The 19,991-nt window shown below is 55.5% G+C and carries 17 protein-coding genes and 1 tRNA gene; 11 read left to right on the plus strand and 7 right to left on the minus strand.

Annotated elements, in window-relative coordinates:
• Nucleotides 1-79: 79 nt before the first annotated feature.
• Entirely contained in the window at nucleotides 80-1,513 is a 1,434-nt protein-coding gene (locus tag PUV47_RS18065) for a glutamate synthase subunit beta (RefSeq protein WP_274219996.1), read from the minus strand.
• A gap of 9 nt (nucleotides 1,514-1,522) precedes the next feature.
• A complete protein-coding gene (gene gltB / locus PUV47_RS18070; protein ID WP_274219997.1) occupies nucleotides 1,523-6,253 on the minus strand; it encodes a glutamate synthase large subunit in 4,731 nt (1,576 codons plus the stop codon).
• 643 nt (nucleotides 6,254-6,896) lie between these two features.
• Here gltB and PUV47_RS18075 point away from each other — a divergent pair.
• The 5 genes from PUV47_RS18075 to PUV47_RS18095 all read left to right on the plus strand — a co-directional run bounded on the left by PUV47_RS18075 (nucleotide 6,897) and on the right by PUV47_RS18095 (nucleotide 10,616).
• Nucleotides 6,897-7,196 (plus strand): DUF2282 domain-containing protein, encoded by a 300-nt coding sequence (locus PUV47_RS18075; RefSeq protein WP_274219998.1) that lies wholly within the window; start codon nucleotides 6,897-6,899, stop codon nucleotides 7,194-7,196.
• Between the two features lie 78 nt (nucleotides 7,197-7,274).
• Nucleotides 7,275-8,159: a DUF692 domain-containing protein gene (locus PUV47_RS18080; RefSeq protein WP_274219999.1), complete on the plus strand. Its 885-nt coding sequence runs from the start codon at nucleotides 7,275-7,277 to the stop codon at nucleotides 8,157-8,159.
• Nucleotides 8,143-8,916, plus strand: coding sequence for a DNA-binding domain-containing protein (locus tag PUV47_RS18085; RefSeq protein WP_274220000.1), 774 nt, complete (start codon nucleotides 8,143-8,145; stop codon nucleotides 8,914-8,916). The genes PUV47_RS18080 and PUV47_RS18085 overlap by 17 nt, the downstream gene beginning before the upstream one ends.
• Nucleotides 8,917-8,938: 22 nt before the next feature.
• Nucleotides 8,939-9,523, plus strand: coding sequence for a DoxX family protein (locus tag PUV47_RS18090; protein WP_274220001.1), 585 nt, complete (start codon nucleotides 8,939-8,941; stop codon nucleotides 9,521-9,523).
• Between the two features lie 61 nt (nucleotides 9,524-9,584).
• The gene (locus PUV47_RS18095; RefSeq protein ID WP_274220002.1) at nucleotides 9,585-10,616 is read left to right on the plus strand and encodes a threonine aldolase family protein; all 1,032 of its coding nucleotides are present in this window, start codon (nucleotides 9,585-9,587) and stop codon (nucleotides 10,614-10,616) included.
• 152 nt (nucleotides 10,617-10,768) lie between these two features.
• Here the strand turns inward: PUV47_RS18095 and PUV47_RS18100 are convergent, their stop codons facing one another.
• Nucleotides 10,769-11,239, minus strand: coding sequence for an Hsp20 family protein (locus PUV47_RS18100; RefSeq protein ID WP_274220003.1), 471 nt, complete (start codon nucleotides 11,237-11,239; stop codon nucleotides 10,769-10,771).
• Nucleotides 11,240-11,544: 305 nt separating this feature from the next.
• Here PUV47_RS18100 and PUV47_RS18105 point away from each other — a divergent pair, with 305 nt between their 5' ends.
• Together PUV47_RS18105 and PUV47_RS18110 are read left to right on the plus strand one after the other, a co-directional pair.
• Nucleotides 11,545-11,910 (plus strand): hypothetical protein, encoded by a 366-nt coding sequence (locus PUV47_RS18105; RefSeq protein ID WP_274220004.1) that lies wholly within the window; start codon nucleotides 11,545-11,547, stop codon nucleotides 11,908-11,910.
• Between the two features lie 111 nt (nucleotides 11,911-12,021).
• The gene (locus PUV47_RS18110; protein WP_274220005.1) at nucleotides 12,022-12,960 is read left to right on the plus strand and encodes an alpha/beta fold hydrolase; all 939 of its coding nucleotides are present in this window, start codon (nucleotides 12,022-12,024) and stop codon (nucleotides 12,958-12,960) included.
• On the opposite strand, the gene hisN is transcribed toward PUV47_RS18110, so the two are convergent.
• Together hisN and PUV47_RS18120 are read right to left on the minus strand one after the other, a co-directional pair.
• A complete protein-coding gene (gene hisN, locus PUV47_RS18115; protein WP_274220006.1) occupies nucleotides 12,961-13,764 on the minus strand; it encodes a histidinol-phosphatase in 804 nt (267 codons plus the stop codon).
• 303 nt (nucleotides 13,765-14,067) lie between these two features.
• Nucleotides 14,068-14,979, minus strand: a complete 912-nt coding sequence (locus PUV47_RS18120; protein WP_425313791.1) for an N-formylglutamate amidohydrolase — start codon at nucleotides 14,977-14,979, stop codon at nucleotides 14,068-14,070.
• A 215-nt stretch (nucleotides 14,980-15,194) separates the two neighbouring features.
• Between PUV47_RS18120 and cpdR the strand changes: the two genes are divergently transcribed.
• The 4 genes from cpdR to PUV47_RS18140 all read left to right on the plus strand — a co-directional run bounded on the left by cpdR (nucleotide 15,195) and on the right by PUV47_RS18140 (nucleotide 16,936).
• Nucleotides 15,195-15,554 carry a cell cycle two-component system response regulator CpdR gene (gene cpdR / locus PUV47_RS18125; RefSeq protein ID WP_274220007.1) on the plus strand — a complete coding sequence of 120 codons (360 nt, stop codon included), beginning with the start codon at nucleotides 15,195-15,197 and terminating at the stop codon, nucleotides 15,552-15,554.
• Nucleotides 15,555-15,689: 135 nt separating this feature from the next.
• A tRNA-Val gene (locus PUV47_RS18130) sits at nucleotides 15,690-15,764 on the plus strand.
• A 194-nt stretch (nucleotides 15,765-15,958) separates the two neighbouring features.
• Nucleotides 15,959-16,084 (plus strand): type B 50S ribosomal protein L36, encoded by a 126-nt coding sequence (gene ykgO / locus PUV47_RS18135; RefSeq protein WP_274220008.1) that lies wholly within the window; start codon nucleotides 15,959-15,961, stop codon nucleotides 16,082-16,084.
• 72 nt (nucleotides 16,085-16,156) lie between these two features.
• A complete protein-coding gene (locus PUV47_RS18140) occupies nucleotides 16,157-16,936 on the plus strand; it encodes a tetratricopeptide repeat protein (RefSeq protein WP_274220009.1) in 780 nt (259 codons plus the stop codon).
• 187 nt (nucleotides 16,937-17,123) lie between these two features.
• On the opposite strand, the gene pyk is transcribed toward PUV47_RS18140, so the two are convergent.
• Complete coding sequence (pyk, locus tag PUV47_RS18145) at nucleotides 17,124-18,551, minus strand: pyruvate kinase (protein ID WP_274220010.1); 1,428 nt, start codon at nucleotides 18,549-18,551, stop codon at nucleotides 17,124-17,126.
• Nucleotides 18,548-19,033 carry a DUF1036 domain-containing protein gene (locus tag PUV47_RS18150; RefSeq protein ID WP_413697826.1) on the minus strand — a complete coding sequence of 162 codons (486 nt, stop codon included), beginning with the start codon at nucleotides 19,031-19,033 and terminating at the stop codon, nucleotides 18,548-18,550. Before PUV47_RS18150 ends, pyk begins: the two co-directional genes overlap by 4 nt.
• Nucleotides 19,034-19,991: the final 958 nt, after the last annotated feature.

A 19,991-nucleotide genomic window follows, 5' to 3' on the forward strand; every position in this document is an offset into this window, starting at 1 on the left:
CGTCGACGCTTCGGCAATTGAAAAGGGCGCTGGGAAGAACCCAAGCGCCCTTTTTTGCATGTCTGGTCTGGTGCCGTGCTCAGCGCGGCAGATCGGATGATCCTGTCAGGAACTCGTCGATGGAGCGAGCAGCCTGGCGGCCTTCGCGGATCGCCCAAACCACCAAAGACTGTCCTTTGCGGACATCGCCAGCGGCGAACAGACCCGGAATGCTGGTCTTGTAGTCTTCCGTGTTGGCTTTCACGTTGGTGCGTGCATCCAGCTCCAACTTGTCTCCGGCTTCCTTGATGTAGGTGTTCAGCTCAGGTCCTGAGAAGCCGATCGCTGCCAGCACAAGGTCTGCCTTGAGGATGAATTCAGTGCCTTCAATTGGCGCGCGCTTTTCGTCAACGCGGGCGCACTTTACACCGGTGACGTTGCCATCCTCATCGCCGATGATCTCCAGCGTTGCGGCCTGAAACTCACGTTCTGCGCCTTCCGCCTGAGAGGAGGAGGTGCGGAACTTGGTCGGCCAGTACGGCCAGAACGCAAACTTGTCTTCCTTGACCGGAGGAACCGGGCGGATGTCCATTTGCGTTACTGACAGGGCGCCCTGTCGGAAAGAGGTGCCCACACAGTCTGATGCGGTATCACCACCACCGACAACCACCACATGCTTGCCGCCAGCCCAGTACGGGGTCTCGTGGGAGACGTCCTCACCACCAACACGGCGGTTCTGCTGAACGAGGAATGGCATTGCGTACATGGCCCCGTTCAGATCCATTCCAGGAATCTGTGGGTCACGTGGGCGCTCTGCACCGGCACACAGCAAGGTTGCATCATGACGGTCGTGGAGTTCTTCGAGCGTTACATCCTTGCCGATCTCGCAGTTGTAGTGGAAGACAACGCCTTCCGCTTCCATCTGCTCGACACGGCGATCGATGTAGTGCTTTTCCATCTTGAAGTCAGGAATACCGTAGCGCATCAGGCCGCCTGCGCGGGGCTCGCGTTCATAAATGTGCACGGTGTGGCCTGCACGTGCAAGCTGTTGACCTGCGGCCATACCTGCAGGACCGGAGCCGATGATGGCGACAGTCTTGCCGGTCTTGTGGGCTGCCGGTTCTGGCTTGATCCAGCCTTCCTTGTAGGCACGGTCGGCGATGGCCTGTTCCACGGTCTTGATTGAGACCGGGACGTCTTCAAGGTTCAAGGTGCACGCTTCTTCGCAAGGTGCCGGACAGATGCGACCGGTGAACTCCGGGAAGTTGTTGGTGGAATGCAGGTTGCGAGCTGCCTCTTCCCACTCACCGTTGTAAACAAGGTCGTTCCAGTCCGGAATCTGGTTGTTTACAGGGCAGCCGGTGGGGCCGTGACAGAACGGAATACCGCAATCCATGCAGCGCGCAGCCTGACGGCCCACTTCCTGTTCAGGAAGTGGAACGGTGAATTCGCGGAAGTGACGAATGCGGTCCGATGCCGGCTGGTACTTTTGCTCCTGCCGATCGATCTCCAAAAAGCCAGTTACTTTTCCCATTGTCTTCCCTTATTCCGCTGCTGCCAGACCCATACGCGCTGCTTCCATTTCCTTGAGCGCGCGGCGGTATTCAACAGGCATGACCTTCACAAATTTTGGACGCCATTCCTGCCAGTTGTCGAGGATCTCCTTGGCTTTGGATGAACCGGTGTACTTCACGTGGTTCTCAAGGACGCCGCGCAGACGCTCATCGTCGTGACGCGTCATGTCCGCTGAAATGTCCACCCGGCCCTTGTGCTCGATGTCACCGCCGTGATGGTGGAGTTTTTCAAGCAGGTCGTCTTCCTCTGTCACTGGTTCGATGTCGACCATCGCCAGATTACAGCGCGAAGCGAAGGCGTTGTCTTCGTCCAGAACATAGGCCACGCCGCCGGACATGCCCGCAGCGAAGTTGCGGCCGGTCTGACCAAGAACGACAACCACACCGCCGGTCATGTACTCACAGCCGTGGTCGCCAACGCCCTCCACAACGGCGGTCGCGCCGGAGTTTCGAACCGCAAAACGCTCACCGGCAACACCCCGGAAGTATACCTCGCCTCCAGTTGCACCGTAGAGCACAGTGTTGCCCACGATGATGGAGTTTTCAGGAATGATGCGTGTATCTTCTGGTGGGCGTACAATGATGCGGCCACCACACAGGCCCTTGCCAACGTAGTCATTGGCATCGCCCTGCAGATCCATGGTTATGCCTTTAGACAGGAATGCACCAAATGCCTGGCCAGCCGTACCTGACAGGGAAATGTGAATGGTGTCGTCCTTCAGACCCTTCGCACCATAGCGCTTGGCCACTTCACCGGAGAGCATTGCGCCAGCTGAGCGGTCTACACTGCGGATTTCGGCCGGGAAGCTGACGGCTTCCTTTGTTTCCAGCGCCGCGGCTGCATTGGCGATCAGCTTGCGGTCCAGAATGTCCTCAATCGGGTGGCTCTGGGTTTCGCTCCAACGGCTCTGTTCCGGTGTCGCATCAGGACGGTAGAACAGGCGTGAGAAGTCGAGGCCCTTTGCCTTCCAATGGTCAATGGCATCGCGCTTGTCGAGAATATCGGAACGACCGATGATCTCGTCGAGCGAGCGATAGCCGAGGGCAGCAAGCAGGGAACGCAACTCTTCTGCAACGTAGAAGAAGTAATTGATCACGTGCTCTGGAGTGCCCTTGAAGCGCTTGCGCAGAACGGGGTCCTGCGTTGCAATGCCGACCGGACAGGTGTTGAGATGACACTTGCGCATCATCAAGCAGCCTGCTGCGATAAGCGGTGCCGTGGAGAAACCGTACTCATCAGCACCGAGAAGAGCACCAATGAGAACGTCTCGGCCAGTGCGCAGACCGCCATCCACCTGAAGGGCCACACGAGAGCGCAGGCCGTTCAGAACCAGTGTCTGCTGGGTTTCTGCAAGGCCCATTTCCCATGGCGAACCGGCATGTTTGATGGAGGTCAGCGGGGATGCTCCTGTACCGCCGTCATAACCGGAAACGGTGATGTGGTCCGCACGTGCCTTTGCCACACCTGCTGCAACGGTGCCGACACCCACTTCTGAAACCAGCTTGACCGAGATGTCTGCAGTCGGATTCACGTTCTTGAGGTCGTAAATCAGCTGAGCCAGATCTTCGATCGAATAAATGTCGTGGTGCGGTGGTGGGGAAATCAGACCAACGCCAGGTGTTGAGTGACGCACCTTCGCAATGACAGCATCGACCTTGTGGCCCGGCAACTGCCCACCTTCACCCGGCTTCGCGCCTTGCGCCACCTTGATCTGGATCATGTCGGAGTTGACCAGATATTCGGCGGTCACGCCAAAGCGGCCGGAAGCGACCTGCTTGATGGCAGAGCGCTCTGGGTTTGGAGAGCCGTCCGGCAGTGGGGTGAAGCGCTCAGGCTCTTCGCCGCCTTCACCGGTGTTTGACTTGCCGCCTAGCCTGTTCATGGCCACTGCCAGCGAGCTGTGTGCTTCGCGGGAGATGGAGCCGAACGACATGGCACCGGTGGAGAAACGCTTAACGATGTCGTGGGCAGCTTCCACCTCGTCAACGTTGATTGGGCGACGGCCCAGCTCCTCAGCGGTCTTGATGCGGAACATGCCGCGAATGGTGTAGCGGCCGGTTTCCTCGTTAATCTGCTTTGCAAACTCGAGGTACTTTTCCGGCAAGTTGTTGCGAACCGCATGCTGCAACGTTGCGATGCTGTCTGGGGTCCACATGTGGTTTTCACCGCGAACGCGATAGTTGTAGTCCCCGCCAACGTCCAGAGAACGGCGCAGAACCGGAATGTCATCGAACGCAGCGCGCTGACGCATGACGGTTTCTTCAGCCACTTCCTGAAGGCCGATGCCTTCGATGGTGGTGGCGGTGCCGAAGAAGTACTTTTCGACGAAAGCAGAGTTCAGGCCAACGGCGTCAAAGATCTGCGCGCCGCAGTAGGACTGATAGGTGGAGATGCCCATCTTCGACATGACTTTCAGCATGCCTTTGTTGATGGACTTGATATAGCGTTCAACGACTTCGAACTCGTCCACCTCTTCCGGGAAATGCATCTCGGAGTGCATGGAGCGCAGAGTTTCGAAGGCGAGGTAAGGGTTGATTGCCTCTGCACCGTAGCCAGCCAGAACGCAGAAGTGGTGTACTTCACGTGCTTCACCGGTTTCCACCACAATGCCAACGGAAGTGCGCAGACCCTTGCGGATCAGGTGGTTATGAACCGCTGCGGTTGCGAGCAGGGCTGGGATTGCCAGACGCGCGCGTGAAACCACACGGTCTGACAGAATGATGATGTTGTAGCCGTTGTGAACGGCTTCTTCAGCGCGCTCACAAAGGCGCTCCAGCGCCTTTTCCATCCCTTCCGCACCGTTGTCGGTGGAGTAGGTGATGTCCAGCGTTTTGGTTTGGAACTGATTGTCGGCCATGTCGCCAATGGCACGGATCTTTTCAAGATCTGCATTGGTGAGGATCGGCTGACGCACTTCCAAGCGCTTGGAGGTGGCAAGGCCTTCCAGATCGAACAGATTCGGGCGCGGGCCAATGAACGAGACTAGGCTCATCACCAGTTCTTCACGGATCGGGTCGATCGGCGGGTTGGTCACCTGCGCGAAGTTCTGCTTGAAATAGGTGTAAAGCAGTTTTGACTTGTCAGAGAGCACAGAGACGGGTGTGTCCGTGCCCATGGAGCCAAGCGCTTCCTGACCGACTGTCGCCATCGGCTGCATGAGCAGCTTGATGTCTTCCTGCGTGTAGCCGAAAGCTTGCTGACGATCGAGCAGGGTTTCACCCGCGACAGGGGCGCGTTCGCGTACTGCTGGCAGGTCCTCTAGTACGATCTGCGTGCGGTGAACCCAGTCTTTATACGGGTTCGCCGTAGAAAGCTCGCGCTTGATGTCTTCATCAGAGATGATGCAACCTTTTTCAAGGTCGATCAGCAGCATCTTGCCTGGCTGAAGCCGCCATTTCTGAACGACCTTTTCTTCAGGAATGTCCAGTACGCCAACCTCTGAGGACATCACAACAAAATCGTCATCAGTCACGATATAGCGAGCAGGGCGCAGGCCGTTACGGTCCAGCATGGCGCCGATCTGGCGGCCATCGGTAAATGCAACAGCGGCAGGGCCATCCCATGGCTCCATCAGTGCCGCGTGGTACTGGTAGAACGAGCGGCGGTTCTCGTCCATCAACGGATTGCCAGCCCAAGCCTCAGGGATCAGCATCATCGCTGCATGAGACAGGGAGTAGCCACCCATCACGAGGAACTCGAGCGCGTTGTCAAAGCACGCCGTATCGGACTGACCCTCGTAGGAGATCGGCCAGAGCTTGGAAATGTCGTCACCGAACTTGGGCGATGACACGGAAGCCTGACGCGCTGCCATCCAGTTTACGTTGCCACGCAAGGTGTTGATTTCACCGTTGTGGGCAACCATCCGGTATGGGTGGGCCAGATCCCAAGACGGGAAGGTATTGGTTGAAAAACGTTGGTGCACCAGTGCGAGAGCAGACGTGAAACGCTCATCGCGCAGGTCATCATAGTAAGCGCCCAGCTGGTAGGCCAGGAACATGCCCTTATAAACGATGGTGCGGCTAGAGAACGACACAATGTAGAAGCCTTTGTCTACAGCATCGGATTGGGCGCGCACCTGGTTGGAGATCACCTTTCGGGCAATGAACAGGCGACGCTCCAGAGCCATGTCGTCTGTGTCAACATCCTCGGAGGTGACGAACAGCTGGCGGGAGACCGGCTCTGTTGCGGCAATGTCTGGCGCTTTGGAAAGAGAAGAGTTGTCGACCGGAACATCGCGCCACCCGAGGATCGTCAGTCCTTCCTTGGCTGCGCAGTCGGCAATAATTCCCTCGCACTTGGCGCGCAGAGCATCATCTTGCGGCAGGAAGAAGAAGCCAACGCCGTATTTATCTGCGTCTGGTAGCTTGAAGCCGAGCTTTTCTGCTTCTTCCTTGAAAAAGTCGTGCGGGATCTGTGTGAGCATACCTGCACCGTCGCCCATGAGCGGATCGGCACCTACAGCGCCACGGTGGGTCAAGTTCTCAACGATCTGAAGACCGCTCTTTACAACGTGATGGGACTTCACACCCTTCATGTTGGCAATGAAGCCAACACCGCAGGCGTCGTGTTCCTTGGCTGGGTTATAAAGGCCCTTCTCGGCGGCAGTGCGGAGAGTGTCCTTAACTGTGCCTGTTGTGGCACGGGTCACTGTTTTCTGGCCCCCACTAATATGCACCGTCTGTCCTCCTGTCCTCGCCATAATCGGCCTCACTTTCAGTCACTCTCTGCGCAAGCAGAGTCAGGTCTATCGTTCGGGTCGCGTACTCCAATGACGCGGCTCGTTCGAAGCCCAGGCACTTGTGCCACGGATCTGTCGAATGAAGAGCGTTCCTCTACGCTGTTGTAGGGACACCCTGATACGGAGTTGCCTCCGACCTCTTAACGCTTAGCCAACTATAACGCATTGCGATATGTCGGCCTGCAGGAACTTTTTCTCAGTTCCCTCTCTGGTTTTATGCTTCATTAAATATAGCGCATTCAGTTTTCTCAAGAAAACGTGAGCAGCGTGTGACGCTACATTATAAGGGACAGTAGTCCTGTCCTATCCGAAGCTGGCGAAAGATGCCAGATTTCTTAATCTAGAGCAAGCAAGAAGTTCTGCCCAAAGGTTGCAGTTCTTTCAATGTTTTTGCCGAATTTGTCGAATTCGCATTGGCGGCTAAAGATAATCGCAACAATCTTTCTAAAGGCTGCTCACGCGTGCGAAGAACTTTCTTTTCTGCGTCCGCTCAAGTGATTGTAACGGGCCTTTGATTTCCTGTTGAGCGGGAACTTCGTCACAGTCCAGTTGCGAGCGGGAAAGATCTTCCTGCGATCCGACAAGATTAACTAGGAGAACCCCCATGAGCAATAAAGGTGTATCCGCAGCAGTTCTGGCTGGCGCGGTTGCTGCTGCCGTCATTTCCGTAAACGCGCCGACTGCGGCGTATGCTCAGGCAAAAGAAAAGTGCTACGGCGTTTCTTTGGCTGGCGAAAACGACTGTAAGGCCGGTGCTGGTACCACCTGCGCAGGGACATCCACCGTTGACTACCAAGGCAATGCATGGACGCTGGTTCCAAAGGGCACTTGCGAAACCATGGAACTGCCGGGCGGCCGCCAGGGGTCACTGACCGAGTTGGATCGCGATAATCCAGAGGCATAGTCACTAGCGATGCTTCGAGGCGGTTGTCGTGATGATGGGCGGCTGCCTCCGGAGCCTCTTTGAACACCGGAGGGTCTCATGTCTCAGAGCGAAAGAATCAGCGCGACAGTTCCTGCGGGCGCGGGGCTCGGCTTGAAAGCCGACCACTATGCCCAGATTCTGGAGACGAAACCGGCCCTGGGTTTCTTTGAGGTCCATGCCGAGAACTACATGGGGGCTGGCGGACCTCCGCACGCCTATCTGGAGGCCATCCGTGCGCGCTACCCGATCTCGCTTCACGGTGTTGGTCTGTCCATTGGCGGCATGCAGCCCCTCAACAAAGACCATTTGCAACGGGTGAAGCAGGTTCACGACCGTTATCAGCCGGGCTTGTTCAGTGAGCATCTGGCTTGGTCTTCGCATCAGCCAGCCTATTACAATGACTTGTTGCCGCTGCCTTACACGGAAGAGACCTTTCAGCGTGTTGCTGACCACATTGATGAGGTACAGCAGGTGCTGGGCCGACAAATGCTGCTGGAAAATCCATCCACCTATGTCCTTTTTGAAGACAGCGTCATAGAGGAAACCGACTTCCTGATGCGCGTGGTCGACAAGACCGGCTGCGGTTTGCTGCTTGATGTAAACAATGTTTTTGTGTCGGCCACCAACTCGGGCCGATCCGCTTCGGAGTATCTGGCGTCGTTTCCCGTTGAACATGTGGGCGAAATACATCTGGGCGGTCACGCCCCGGATGAAGATGAGCAAGGCCATCCTCTGCTCATAGATGCACATGACCGCGAAGTTGCCGATCCGGTTTGGCATCTCTACCGTGCTGTGATCGACCGCGTTGGTGCCGTGCCGACCTTGATCGAGTGGGATGCCGAGGTGCCCGCTTGGGAAGTGCTTTATGCCGAAGCCCAACGGGCTCAAGCCATTTTGACCCAGCGCCAGAAGCAGGGAGCGTCCTATGCCCAGGTCAGCTGAGCAGGTGCTTGCGTCCTTCTCCGGAAATTTGACGCGTTCAGACTTCTTGGTGCCAACCGGCCTTGTTGGACGGGACGGTGAAACGTCGCAACGCCGGTTTGAGGTTTACAGAAACAACGTCTTGAGCAGCCTGAGTGCCGCGCTTGCCGCTAATTTCCCCGCGATTCAACGTTTGCTAGGTGAGGAATACTTCAAGGCACTTGCGGTGGAGTTTGTTCGGCAATCGCCGCCCACCCAGCCTGTTCTTTCTGAGTATGGAGCAGACTTTCCAGAGTTCGTGCGGAGTTTCCCGCCTTTGGCTGACTACCCCTATCTTGGTGATGTTGCCTCTTTGGAGTGGGTATGGCTGAAGGCCTACCATGGCGCAGAACTGGCGGTGACCGCTGCCGAGCAGTTGAAAGAGGTGGCAGGTGAACGCCTCAATGAAGTGAGATTTAAGGTGCATCCAACCGCGTCCTCGGTGATCTCACAGTTTCCAATCTATGAAATCTTCAAGGTGAACCGTGATGGGGCTGCTGCCACCCCGGTGGCGGGCGGCGGCCAAGGCGTGCTTGTGGTGCGCCCCGGCATGCATGTTGTTGTTGAGCAGGTTTCACCTGAGACCCTCTTTCTTTTTGAGCAGTTGAAACAAGGCGTTTCCCTTGGTGCAGCCGCAGAAGCCGGTCTCTCACAGTTTCCGGGGTTTGATCTCGGAAGTTGTCTGTCGTCACTACTTCAGACGGGCGCGCTCGCTCAGGTCCTGATGGCTGATACTTAACGCATAATCGCAGGAGGGCATTATGTCTGGAATCATCTCACCCTTGGTGAGCATCTACACGGGTATTTTTGGTGCGATTGAGCGCGCTGCAGGCGATTGGTTCCTTGGGCTTTTGGCGCGTGTGGTGTTTGCCAGTGTGCTGTTTGGCTACTTCTGGAACTCTGCACTGACCAAGATCAGTGATGGTCTTCTCGGGTTTCTCACTCCCACAACGGGGGCTTATGCGCAGATCCTGCCTCAAATCACCGAAGCAGCCGGATATGATGTGAGCCAGATTGCTTTCTTTCCATATGGTCTGATCGTCCTCATGGGAACGTGGGCCGAGTTTGTCCTGCCAGTGCTGGTGGTGATCGGGCTCTTCACGCGCGGAGCCAGTCTGGCCATGATCGGGTTCCTTATTGTGATGACCTATGTGGACATCACGGGCCATCATGTGGACATGGGCACCATTGGCGGTTTCTTTGACAACGCGCCAAACAGCGTGATTGCCGATCAGCGTGTCATGTGGGGCTTCCTGCTGCTTTATCTCGTCATTCGCGGCCCGGGTTTGTTGTCTGTTGATGGCCTACTGGGCAAACGGACGCAACCTACTGAAAAACTGGCCTAATGATGGCCTCAGAGTGCAAGATTTGGCTTGCCTCGCGCACCAACGCTGGTATGCGTAGGTCATGATCTTTTCGAGTGATAACTGGGCTGGTGCCACGGACGCCGTGATGGCGGCTTTGGCCCGCCATACGAGTGGATTTGCGCCTGCTTACGGTGTGGATCCGCTGAGCCGCTCCATTGAAGCGAAGTTCAACGAGGTTTTTGAGCGCGAAGTGGCCGTTTTTCTGGTTTCCACCGGAACAGCAGCCAACTCTCTTGCCTTGGCTAATTATGCCAAGCCGGGTGGAGCCGTTTTCTGCCACGAGGAATCGCATATCGTGGTGGATGAGTGCGGGGCCCCTGAGTTCACGACTGGTGGCAACAAGCTGTTCGGCATTGCAGGTGAACATGGCAAGATCAATGCGGCCTCTTTAGCAAAGGCGCTGACAGCCATTCCTGAGGGCGTGGTGCACCACGGTCAGGCCTCTGCGGTTTCCATTACCCAGGCGACCGAAATCGGAACGCTATATACCCCGTCGGAAATCGCTGCGATTAATGAAGTGGCCAAGAGCCGCGGTCTGCCTTTACACATGGATGGTGCCCGCTTTGCCAATGCACTGGTGTCATTGGACATCAGCCCAGCGGAAATGACCTGGAAGCAGGGCGTGGATGTGCTCTCTTTCGGCGCAACCAAGAACGGGTGTTGGTGCGCTGAAGCGGTGGTGTTTTTCAATCCGCAGGATGGCGCAGGTTTTGAGTATCTGCGTAAGCGGTCGGCCCAGCTTTTCTCAAAGAGCCGCTTTATCTCCGCACAGTTTGAAGGTTATTTCGAGGACGACAACTGGTTACAAACAGCGCGCCATGCCAACGCTATGGCCGCGCGTCTTGCTGAAGGCCTGAAGGCTGCAGACGGTGTTGATCTGCCGGTTTGGCCACAAGCGAACGAGGTGTTCCCAATCATAAGCCGAGCCAAAGCCGCTGAGCTTCAAAAGGCTGGCGCGGGATTCTATGAGTGGCCAGCGGAAGGCTTGCCGGAGGACCGCCAGATGATCCGCCTGGTAACAAGCTTTGCGACAACGACCGGTATGGTCGACGAGTTCATCAGCTTGCTGTAGCGGATTGCATTCGTTACGCAAAAAAACGGTCCCTTATGGGGCCGTTTTTTGTTGGAAAGTCGGGAGGGGGAAAGCGCCCCGCAGGGGAGAATACGGGGCGCTTCGGAGAGGTCTGACCAATTGGGGGAGGAAGTCAGACTTGGGAACGGTTGTTAGTGCGATGTGTTCGCAGGACTGCCTTCGATCTGCTTCACTTCATCGCGCGGAGCTGTCTTGATGTCGATCTTTCGTGGCTTCATCGCCTCTGGGAGCTCACGAACAAGATCGATATGCAAAAGGCCGTGTTCCAAAGAAGCGCCGACTACTTTCACATACTCAGCAATTTGGAAGCGACGTTCAAAAGCGCGCGAGGCGATGCCCCGATATAGAACTTCCCGATCATCAGCTTCTGGTGCTTTTTCACCAGAGATGGTGAGTGCGTGCTCCTTGGCTTCGATGCTGAGTTCTTCCTCAGTGAAGCCCGCGACGGCCATAGTAATCCGGTAGGCGTTCTCGCCGGTGCGCTCAATGTTGTATGGGGGATAGGCTGAGCTCTGTTCACCTGTCGCTGTGTCCAGCATGGAAAACAGGCGGTCAAAACCGACGGTGGAACGATAGAGTGGGCTCAAATCAAAATGACGCATAATCTTGTCCTCTTTCGAGCAACGGACATGGGTCGCCGCATGCGCGCACGATCCGCGTTTCATATTTGCAATCAACCCGTTATGGCGATGACTGCGGTTTAATGCAGGCCCGTATTGGCGCCTGTGAACTAGAGATAGTTAGGCACAATTGGGTTTCAAGAGGGGGACTTCATACCTTTCAGATTCGTAGTGAACGCGCCTTGCCAATTAGGTGAATGATCCATGAACAAGCGCTTCGGAACGGGTTCAGGCGGACCTGGCTATGGTGATTCCATCATTGATCAACAACGGATCGGAGGATCGCCATGCTTAAGACCAAAATGACCGTAGCTGCTGGTGCACTCTTGATGGGGCTGGCTTTTTCTGGCGCCTCAGCACAGGCAGGAAACTGGGTTGTCACCACGGGGAACGGCCCGGCCGGATATGCAGCGCCGCAGCACCTGATCCATCAGGTACACAAGGTGCATAACCCCTACGGATGCCGGATGAGCCGGAAGGAAGTACGCCGCAGCCTACGCCATAAAGGGTTTCGGAAAATTGAGTTCGTCCGCGATCGCGGAGACAGGTATGTGTTTTTTGCGCGTAACCACCACCGTCAAAAAGTCCGCCTTGTCGTGAGTGCCTACCATGGCGAAATTCTGCGCTACAAGGTACGCGGGCGGTGGCGCTGAAACCCATGGATGTATGCGCTAAAGAGGGTGCATCCCTATTGATTATGGGTTGCACCTGCGCTCGTAGCGGGGCTATCACCTAAACTTCACGTGTGGTGTGGCGGGGCATTTATGCAGCTTTACTCGATTGACGGCATTGCAGTGCCGGAAGGGGCGACTTCGGGCCTTTTGAAGATGGATGATGGCATCCAGCTGCGATGGGCCAGGTGGGCACCCACCGGCAACGGCATTAAGGGAACGGTGACCCTTGTTCAGGGCCGTGCAGAGTTCATTGAGAAGTACTTTGAAACAATTGAAGAGCTGCGTTCTCGAGGTTTTTTCGTTCTAACCTACGATCTGCGCGGACAGGGCGGTTCGGATCGCCTCCTCAAGAACCGGCACAAGGGGCACGTCAGCAGCTTGCAGCGCTATGTGGACGATCTGCATGCGGTGCTCGACAACCTGGCGCTGTCTGACCTGCCAGGACCGCACTATTTGCTGGCGCATTCAACCGGCGCAGCCATTGTCATGACCGCAAACCAACGTCTGCGCACGAAGATCGATCGAGCGGTGCTGTCGTCTCCATTCGTCGAGCTGCCCATGAACCCCGCGCTGCTTTCCATGGCCCGGGCGCTTGCGGTCGGGTTGGTCGCGGTCGGCATGGGGGGATACTATGTTCCCGGCGGCAAGAACTGGCAGCCTGACGCCTATGAAGGCAATGTGCTTACTGCGGACCGCACCCGCTTTGAGCGCGGGCAGAAGTATTTGGCCGAGTTTCCGGATCTACAGTTGGGCTCGCCAACACTTGGCTGGTTTTGGACCGTCAGCAGAGCACTGAAAAAGTTCCAAAAACCGAATTTTGGATTGGACTTTGCGTTACCTTCTCTGGTGCTTACGGCAGGTGCAGACAAGGTTGTTTCATCGAGCGCAACAGACGCATTGTGCAGGACGGCTCCCGTGATGGGCCACATTGAAATCCGCGGCGCGAACCATGAGATTTTGATGGAACGCGACCCCTACCGTGAGCAGTTCTGGGCCGCGTTCGATGCGTTTATTCCGGGAAGCGCGTGATCATGCTTCCGGCGGGACGTCGCTAAGGCGTTTCAGAAGCTTGTCGTGGAGGCGTGGATCGCCAGAGGCCAGCACCCGGCCTCCTTCACTCGCCTTTCCGCCTGTCCAGTTGGTGACAACGCCGCCAGCACCCTCAATGATCGGGATCAGGGGCAGGATGTCGTAGATCTGAAGCCCACTCTCAATGACCGCGTCACATTGGCCCGCAGCAACCATGGCGTAGCCATAACAGTCTGTGCCGTATCGGATGAGGCGTGCTTCTTCCTCAATGGCATCAAAGTAGGGGCGCTCTGTTGTGGTGAAGAGGGCGGGTGTGGTTGTCATCATGATGGCGCTGCTGATGTCTTCGCAAGCGCGTGTGCTCAGCTTTCGACTGCCCAATGGGCCTCGGTACCAAGAAGCCTCTCCCGTGCCCCAGTAGCGCTCTGCGTTGTAAGGTTGGCTTAGCATGCCAAGCGCCGGCTCGCCATTGGTGCGCAGGCCTACGAGGGAGCCCCAAAGCGGAATTCCGGTGATGAAGGCGCGCGTGCCATCAACGGGATCCAGCACCCAGACGTTTTCCGCTGTGTCCTGAACGCGGCCATGCTCTTCGCCAATGATCCCGTGATCCGGATAATGCGCTGCAATCAGGGCGCGGATGGCTTCTTCTGCGGCCTTGTCGGCGATTGTTACCGGATCAAATCCGCCCTCAAGCTTGTTGTCGACTTCATATGCGGAGCGAAAGTGCTTCAGTGTTTCCTTGTCGGCAGCGTCGGCAAGCTGGTGCAGAAACTCTGTCAGGTCTTTTGTGTTTTGTTGGGTCATAAGGCGCACTTTGGGCTGGTGAACGTGAAGCGCAGCCTAGCGGGGTTGCCCGGCCTTAACAATCACGTTTTGTGGAAAAGCCATTGATGTGCCAAAGGTTTCACGGTAGTGGCCGGGTGCATAGCGTGCGTCTCAGCGGCGGCGAGGAACCCCGCGGAATTAGGGGTTCTCCTTAGGTTCTAATTGACTTTGCTGCGATGCAATGTTGATATTGTGCAGTGCAATCAGCTTGGTTGCGCACCGCCCTCCTTGGGCGTTTCCTCCCTAGACTTAAGGCCGCCGTTGTTGGCGGCCTTTTTTTGTCTACTCCGCAGCCAGTGGATGGGCACCGAGTTCCCCGGCGTCGAGCCGGGTCAGTTCTCGAACGAACAAGCCAAGACTGCGACGAACCGCGGAAAAATGCGGTTTTGGGGTGAGCGTTTTTTCGTCCATGTACAGGCCTCGGTTGATCTCGATTTGCAGTGCATGAACGTTGCGGTCCGGACGGCCATAATGTTCAGTAATGAAGCCGCCTGCATAGGGTAGGTTGCGGCTGACGGAAAAGCCCATGGTTTCCAGGATTTCCGTGGCGCGCTCCGTGATCGCTGGATCACAACTGGACCCAAACCGATCTCCGAGAATGAAGTCGGTCTTGACCATGTTGCCGTTGGCATGAGTTGTGGAAGGCATGGAGTGACAGTCAATGAGTATGGCGGCACCATAGAGCTGGCGCACGCGAGCAAGGGTGCTGCGTACAGCCATGTGATAGGGGCGATAGAGCGTCTCAATACGCTCCATGCCCTCTTCCATGGGAATGCGGTGCCGATAGATTTCCTTGTTGTCGTTGACAATGCGCGCGATGGTGCCCAAGCCGCCAGCTACGCGCAGTGAGCGCGTGTTGACGTAGCTTGGAAGCTTGCCCTCGAACATCTTGGGATCGAGCTCGTAAGGCTCCCGATTCACATCAAGGTAAACCCGCGGAAAATTAGCAGCGATGAATGGCGCGCCAAGGCTGACGGCGTCCTTGTAGAGATGATCCACAAAGGCATCTTCCGAACTGCGAATTTCACGCTGGTCAAGGCGAGAAGAATTAACAAAGTCAACGCGGTAGTTGCGCCCCGAGTGGGGCGAATTGAACACAAAAGGAACCTTGGGTTCCATTGCGTTCTCAATAGTGAAAGGAGGTACGAAGGCGTGGGCGTTGCCCGTATCAGCGTAGCCCTGAACGAGGCGCATATGGTGGTCTTCGAAAATCTCTCCCAAGCCTTGAGCTCCTTACTCTATTGATTTTCTCAGCACAGACTATGTAGTGTCCACACGAGAAGTTCCAGTCGTTCTCTGAACTCAGTATTTCTTGAGTCCAGTAAAATGTTATAGGAATTGGAAGTATGTGCCGCCAATCCAGTGATTGGTAGGCCTAAAAAGGTCTTGGAGCGAAACGGTTGACACCCATGTCACGAATCCTGCTTGCAGAAGATGATAATGATATGCGCCGATTTTTGGCCAAAGCGTTGGAAAAGGCGGGCCACGACGTTGTGTCCTTCGATAACGGCATGAGTGCATATGAGCGGATTCGGGAAGAACCGTTCGCGTTGTTGGTGACGGACATCGTGATGCCCGAGATGGACGGCATTGAGCTGGCGCGCAAGGCAACACAGCTGGATCCGGACCTGAAGGTCATGTTCATCACCGGATTTGCCGCTGTCGCGCTCAACCCTGATTCAAAGGCGCCTAAGGATGCAAAGGTGCTGTCAAAACCCTTCCATCTCCGTGATTTGGTTCAGGAAGTGGAGCGTATGCTGGCGGCCTGAATTTTCCCCACCCGTGTGGAAATGAAGCCAGAAATTGAAATTAGACCTTGCGTGGTCCCGAGATTCCTCTTATACGCCTTTCCACCGCAGCGGTGACGCTGTTGGGCAGGCCTCCAGGAGGTCTTGAAGAGTTTAGGGCGTGTAGCTCAGCGGGAGAGCACTACGTTGACATCGTAGGGGTCACAAGTTCGATCCTTGTCACGCCCACCATTCTTCGCCAGAGTTGATTTCTCAATTCTAGCGGACTTGCCCTAAAAGTTCATACCTGCGCAGCTCAAGAGATTGAGATTTGGCGCGGATGACTGTAAGGGGTTTCACCGAAGGCGTTCTTACGTCTTTTTTCGTTGGCGGATCGTGCTAGGTCAGGATCCCGAAAAGGCAATATCCCGACCGGGGACAGGACAATGAAGATTAAGAATTCTCTTAAGGCACTCGCAGGCCGTCATCGTGATAACCGTATGGTTCGCCGTCGCGGTCGCGTTTACATCATCAACAAGAAGAACCCTCGCTTTAAAGCACGTCAGGGTTAAGGGTTTCGGGCTATATGCCCGGTGCCAATTCTAAGAGTTGATTGCCGCATTTCGGAAGTGTAGTCTTCTGGAATGCGGCTTTTTGCGTATTCAGGTTGCTGCCTTGCAGCCCTGATCTCAGTTTCAAGTCTGACCGTGGCCACAGCTGGTGAATGTGCCTTCCAGCAGTCCTTCACCGATTCTCTGGCGCAGTCTCAACCTGCCTCCTTCGCTTCAAAACATTTTTTTGTTCCCGTTCAGCTGACCGACCCAAACTTGGATCCGCCCTCCATGGACGATTTGGAGAGTTTTCCCGAGGCCGATGAGTTGCCGGACGGCGATGCATATGGCGGCAGTCAGTCCGGGTCGGAGGATGAAGCCTCACGTGCCCATGGCGGTGCGCTGGACAAGTTGTTTGTGGAGCTTGGACAAGCGACCGATGTGGATGAGGCGCGTGTGTTGTCAGCGCGCATTCAGCAGCTGATGCTGCTTTCCGGTAGCCATACGGTGGACCTTCTCATGCACCGTGCCTCCCAGGCGATGCGGTTGGAGCAGTATGGGTTAGCGCTTGATCTGCTGGATGCTGTTGTTCGACTGCGCCCTGCCTATGCAGAGGGCTGGAACCGAAGGGCGACCGTGCATTACCTGCGTGAAGACTTCGGCCAGTCGCTGTCTGACATCGAACAGGTGCTCCGGCTGGAGCCTCGCCACTTCCCCGCTTTGACCGGTCTGGGGATGATCTTGCGCAGGATGGAGCAAGACAAGAAGGCGCTGGAAGTCTATGAGCATGTTCTTTCCATCAATCCTATGCTGGAAAGCGCTCAGGAGGCTGTCAGGGAGCTGAAACTGGAAATGGAAGCCGACGAGATCTGACGATCTTAAGGTGCTCTCCAGGGGCGCCTCTGGCGTCCTGTTGTGTTCTGCGGCATTTGTTGTTTGGTGTCGCGTTCAATGAAGACTGCAATCTCAACGCAAGACTCGTGAGTGAAAACCAAAAGGCCCACAGCAGAACTGCGGGCCTTTCGTCGATCTAAACCGATTAAAATTCAGATCAAAAATATTATTTCTCGTCGCCTACAAAAGCGATGCGCAGCATATTGGTGGAACCTGGGGTGCCGAATGGAACACCTGCGGAAACGATAATACGCTGACCTTCAACTGCTACGCCTTCCTGGCGAGCGAGCTGACATGCACGGTCGATCATGGTTTCTTCGTTGCTTGCATCTTCGTTGGCCACGCAGTGCAGGCCCCAACCGATGGTCAGGCGACGTACAATACGCTTGTCCGGAGAGAAGGCAATGATTGGCTTTTCTGGACGCTCACGAGAAGCGCGCAGTGCGGTTCCGCCGGAAGCCGTGTAGCAAACGATTGCAGCGAGATCGAGCGTTTCAGCCACTTGGCTTGCTGCAGCTGTGATTGCGTCAGCGCCGGTTGCTTCTGGCTCGGTGCGCTGTGCGTGGATGATCCCACGGTACAGGCTGTCCTGCTCAACTTCTTCTGCGATGCGGTTCATGGTGGAAACCGCTTCAACCGGGAAGTCTCCGGCTGCAGATTCTGCAGAGAGCATCACGGCGTCAGCGCCTTCGAACACAGCAGTTGCAACGTCGGACACTTCTGCGCGCGTTGGAACTGGTGCAGTGATCATGCTTTCCAGCATCTGGGTTGCCACAACAACTGGCTTGCCAGCGCGGCGACATGCGCGGATCATGCGCTTCTGCAGGCCAGGAACCTGTTCCAGAGGCATTTCTACACCAAGGTCACCACGGGCGATCATGATTGCGTCAGACAGCTCGATGATTTCATCGAGGCGCTCGATAGCCTGTGGCTTCTCGATTTTCGCCAGAACACCAACCTTGCCCTTTGCAACGCTGTGTACTTCCGCCAGATCTTCTGGACGCTGTACGAAGGACAGTGCAACCCAGTCAACATCGGTATCGAGTGCTGCAACAAGGTCCTTACGGTCCTTTTCGGTGAGCGCACCAACAGGGATTTCAGTGTCAGGAACGCTGACGCCCTTGCGGTTGGAGAGCTTGCCGCCAACTTCAACTGTGGTTTCACAGCGGTCAGATGCTGCCTTCGTGACGCGCAAGCGGATCTTGCCGTCGTCGAGCAGCAGGCGGTGGCCAACTTCAAGGCTTCCGAGAATTTCCGGGTGAGGCAGATGAACGCGGGTTACATCGCCTGGAGTTGGATCGTCGTCGAGAACGAAGGAAGCGCCGTTTTCCAGCATTACCTTCTGATCACCTTCAAAGGTGCCGACGCGGAGTTTTGGACCTTGAAGGTCTGCAAGGATGCCGATTGGGCGACCGACTTCCTGTTCCACTTCACGGATCCGCCCAACCAGATTGTTGAGGATCTCATGACTGGAGTGGCTCATGTTGATGCGGAACACGTCCGCGCCAGCCTGCCAAAGCTTTTTGATCGTCTCTTTGTCTGAAGAGGACGGGCCGAGAGTTGCGAGGATTTTCACCCGTCTATTGCGCTTCATCGTCCACCTGTTCCTTGCTCTGTCGGTTCAGTCAGCTGGACCGTCCAGCTGCTCTGTTCGCCTGTGTCTATTTCAAAGAAGCCTGCGCGTTCGTAGCCACGAGCTACGCAGTCTTCGATCCCACGAATGGTGAATTCTTTTTGGCGTACACACATGAATGCCTGTCCGCCCCATTCGCCGATCTTATCGTTTTCTGCAGCGTAAATGTAATAGTATCGTGACTGTAGATCACCCGGAACGAGGGTCTCGCAGCTGTTTTTGGAGAGGTTCCACCAGCCTTCAGTCACCCACTCCGAGCTGTCACGGTACCCGATTGCTATGCTTACGGTGTCGTCGGTCTTGTTACATAACCGAAGATCAGCAAATGCTGGCGGCGCGAAAACGAAGAGGATCGCCCCCAGTAGGACAGCCTTGAGTTCGAATGCTCCGACAAACATGCTCAGTGCAAGGCCGGATAAACGTTTGGTTTTAGACAGTCTCATAACAATCTTTACAGCTACAATCGGCAGTTTAATGCTTATTGTTGAGCGCCTTGTCAATGTGACCACGCAGGGTCACGCCCCATAAACAAGACGGTAGACACAGGTCCTTGAGCAGCTAGATCTTCGCAAGAACCATAAGAGCGTTTTGGCCACACAAAAGAGGCATGAAAATGTCTTTTCATTCGCCCGGTTCAAGCGACTATTTTTTAAGCAAGGACATACAATTTACAGTCGAAATTTCGTTAAATTCGCGGCGGTGGCATTTGCACCGAACCGCAGGAAAACGAGGTCTCGACTGCTTATTTATGCTGTGGGAGAGGGTCCTTGATCAAGATAAAAAAACCAGACCAAATTGGGGTATTGGTCTAAAAAGCCGCTGTCATATATGATGACTGTGAGGTTTTACAGTGCTCTAGTGGCGAGCCGTCAAAGAAGTTCATCTCCAAAGCAATTAGTTTAAACAGTGTTTAATGTGTATTCGCGCTCTTTTTTTGACATGTGGCGGCAGTGAGATGTCAATGATTTTCCAGTTAATGCGCCGACCAGTCACCTGCAATTTTTGAGTGGGGGAAAACAATGTTGGTTTCGGGGCAGTTTACGTCAACGTTGCTTGCGTTGGCGGTGAAATGTGGCAGCAGCATCTTTCGAAATATGGCAGCGAACCATTGTGTGCGTTTGAATACTTAACGCGCGAATTTGTCACGGGAAATTTCGTTTTGGCGTGAAAACGGCCTGTTCTTCGGCTGAAAACGCCAAAAAAGGTTTAGTTGTGCGACTCACTTCCGCTGAGGCTGTTAGAGGCGTTTTGAAGGCTGGGGTTGCCAGCCGAAACCGTCGGTCTCCGCAATGCTGTCGTGACGGTTGGCTGCTACGCCTTTGCAATGCCAGAGGGCTTGGGGGGCGCTGTTATGGACAAGAGGCCGTAGGGCGAGTCTTTTGCCACACAGCTATAAGGAAA

This window comes from Pseudovibrio exalbescens, assembly GCF_028737195.1.
Classification (GTDB): Bacteria; Pseudomonadota; Alphaproteobacteria; order Rhizobiales; family Stappiaceae; genus Pseudovibrio; species Pseudovibrio zosterae.

What these genes read in the sequence shown, in the direction of transcription:
- PUV47_RS18065 (WP_274219996.1), bottom strand. Translation starts at nt 1,513, where the DNA reads ATGGGAAAAGTAACTGGCTTTTTGGAGATCGATCGGCAGGAGCAAAAG.
- gltB (WP_274219997.1), bottom strand. Translation starts at nt 6,253, where the DNA reads ATGGCGAGGACAGGAGGACAGACGGTGCATATTAGTGGGGGCCAGAAA.
- PUV47_RS18075 (WP_274219998.1), top strand. Translation starts at nt 6,897, where the DNA reads ATGAGCAATAAAGGTGTATCCGCAGCAGTTCTGGCTGGCGCGGTTGCT.
- PUV47_RS18080 (WP_274219999.1), top strand. Translation starts at nt 7,275, where the DNA reads ATGTCTCAGAGCGAAAGAATCAGCGCGACAGTTCCTGCGGGCGCGGGG.
- PUV47_RS18085 (WP_274220000.1), top strand. Translation starts at nt 8,143, where the DNA reads ATGCCCAGGTCAGCTGAGCAGGTGCTTGCGTCCTTCTCCGGAAATTTG.
- PUV47_RS18090 (WP_274220001.1), top strand. Translation starts at nt 8,939, where the DNA reads ATGTCTGGAATCATCTCACCCTTGGTGAGCATCTACACGGGTATTTTT.
- PUV47_RS18095 (WP_274220002.1), top strand. Translation starts at nt 9,585, where the DNA reads ATGATCTTTTCGAGTGATAACTGGGCTGGTGCCACGGACGCCGTGATG.
- PUV47_RS18100 (WP_274220003.1), bottom strand. Translation starts at nt 11,239, where the DNA reads ATGCGTCATTTTGATTTGAGCCCACTCTATCGTTCCACCGTCGGTTTT.
- PUV47_RS18105 (WP_274220004.1), top strand. Translation starts at nt 11,545, where the DNA reads ATGCTTAAGACCAAAATGACCGTAGCTGCTGGTGCACTCTTGATGGGG.
- PUV47_RS18110 (WP_274220005.1), top strand. Translation starts at nt 12,022, where the DNA reads ATGCAGCTTTACTCGATTGACGGCATTGCAGTGCCGGAAGGGGCGACT.
- hisN (WP_274220006.1), bottom strand. Translation starts at nt 13,764, where the DNA reads ATGACCCAACAAAACACAAAAGACCTGACAGAGTTTCTGCACCAGCTT.
- PUV47_RS18120 (WP_425313791.1), bottom strand. Translation starts at nt 14,979, where the DNA reads ATGCGCCTCGTTCAGGGCTACGCTGATACGGGCAACGCCCACGCCTTC.
- cpdR (WP_274220007.1), top strand. Translation starts at nt 15,195, where the DNA reads ATGTCACGAATCCTGCTTGCAGAAGATGATAATGATATGCGCCGATTT.
- ykgO (WP_274220008.1), top strand. Translation starts at nt 15,959, where the DNA reads ATGAAGATTAAGAATTCTCTTAAGGCACTCGCAGGCCGTCATCGTGAT.
- PUV47_RS18140 (WP_274220009.1), top strand. Translation starts at nt 16,157, where the DNA reads ATGCGGCTTTTTGCGTATTCAGGTTGCTGCCTTGCAGCCCTGATCTCA.
- pyk (WP_274220010.1), bottom strand. Translation starts at nt 18,551, where the DNA reads ATGAAGCGCAATAGACGGGTGAAAATCCTCGCAACTCTCGGCCCGTCC.
- PUV47_RS18150 (WP_413697826.1), bottom strand. Translation starts at nt 19,033, where the DNA reads ATGAGACTGTCTAAAACCAAACGTTTATCCGGCCTTGCACTGAGCATG.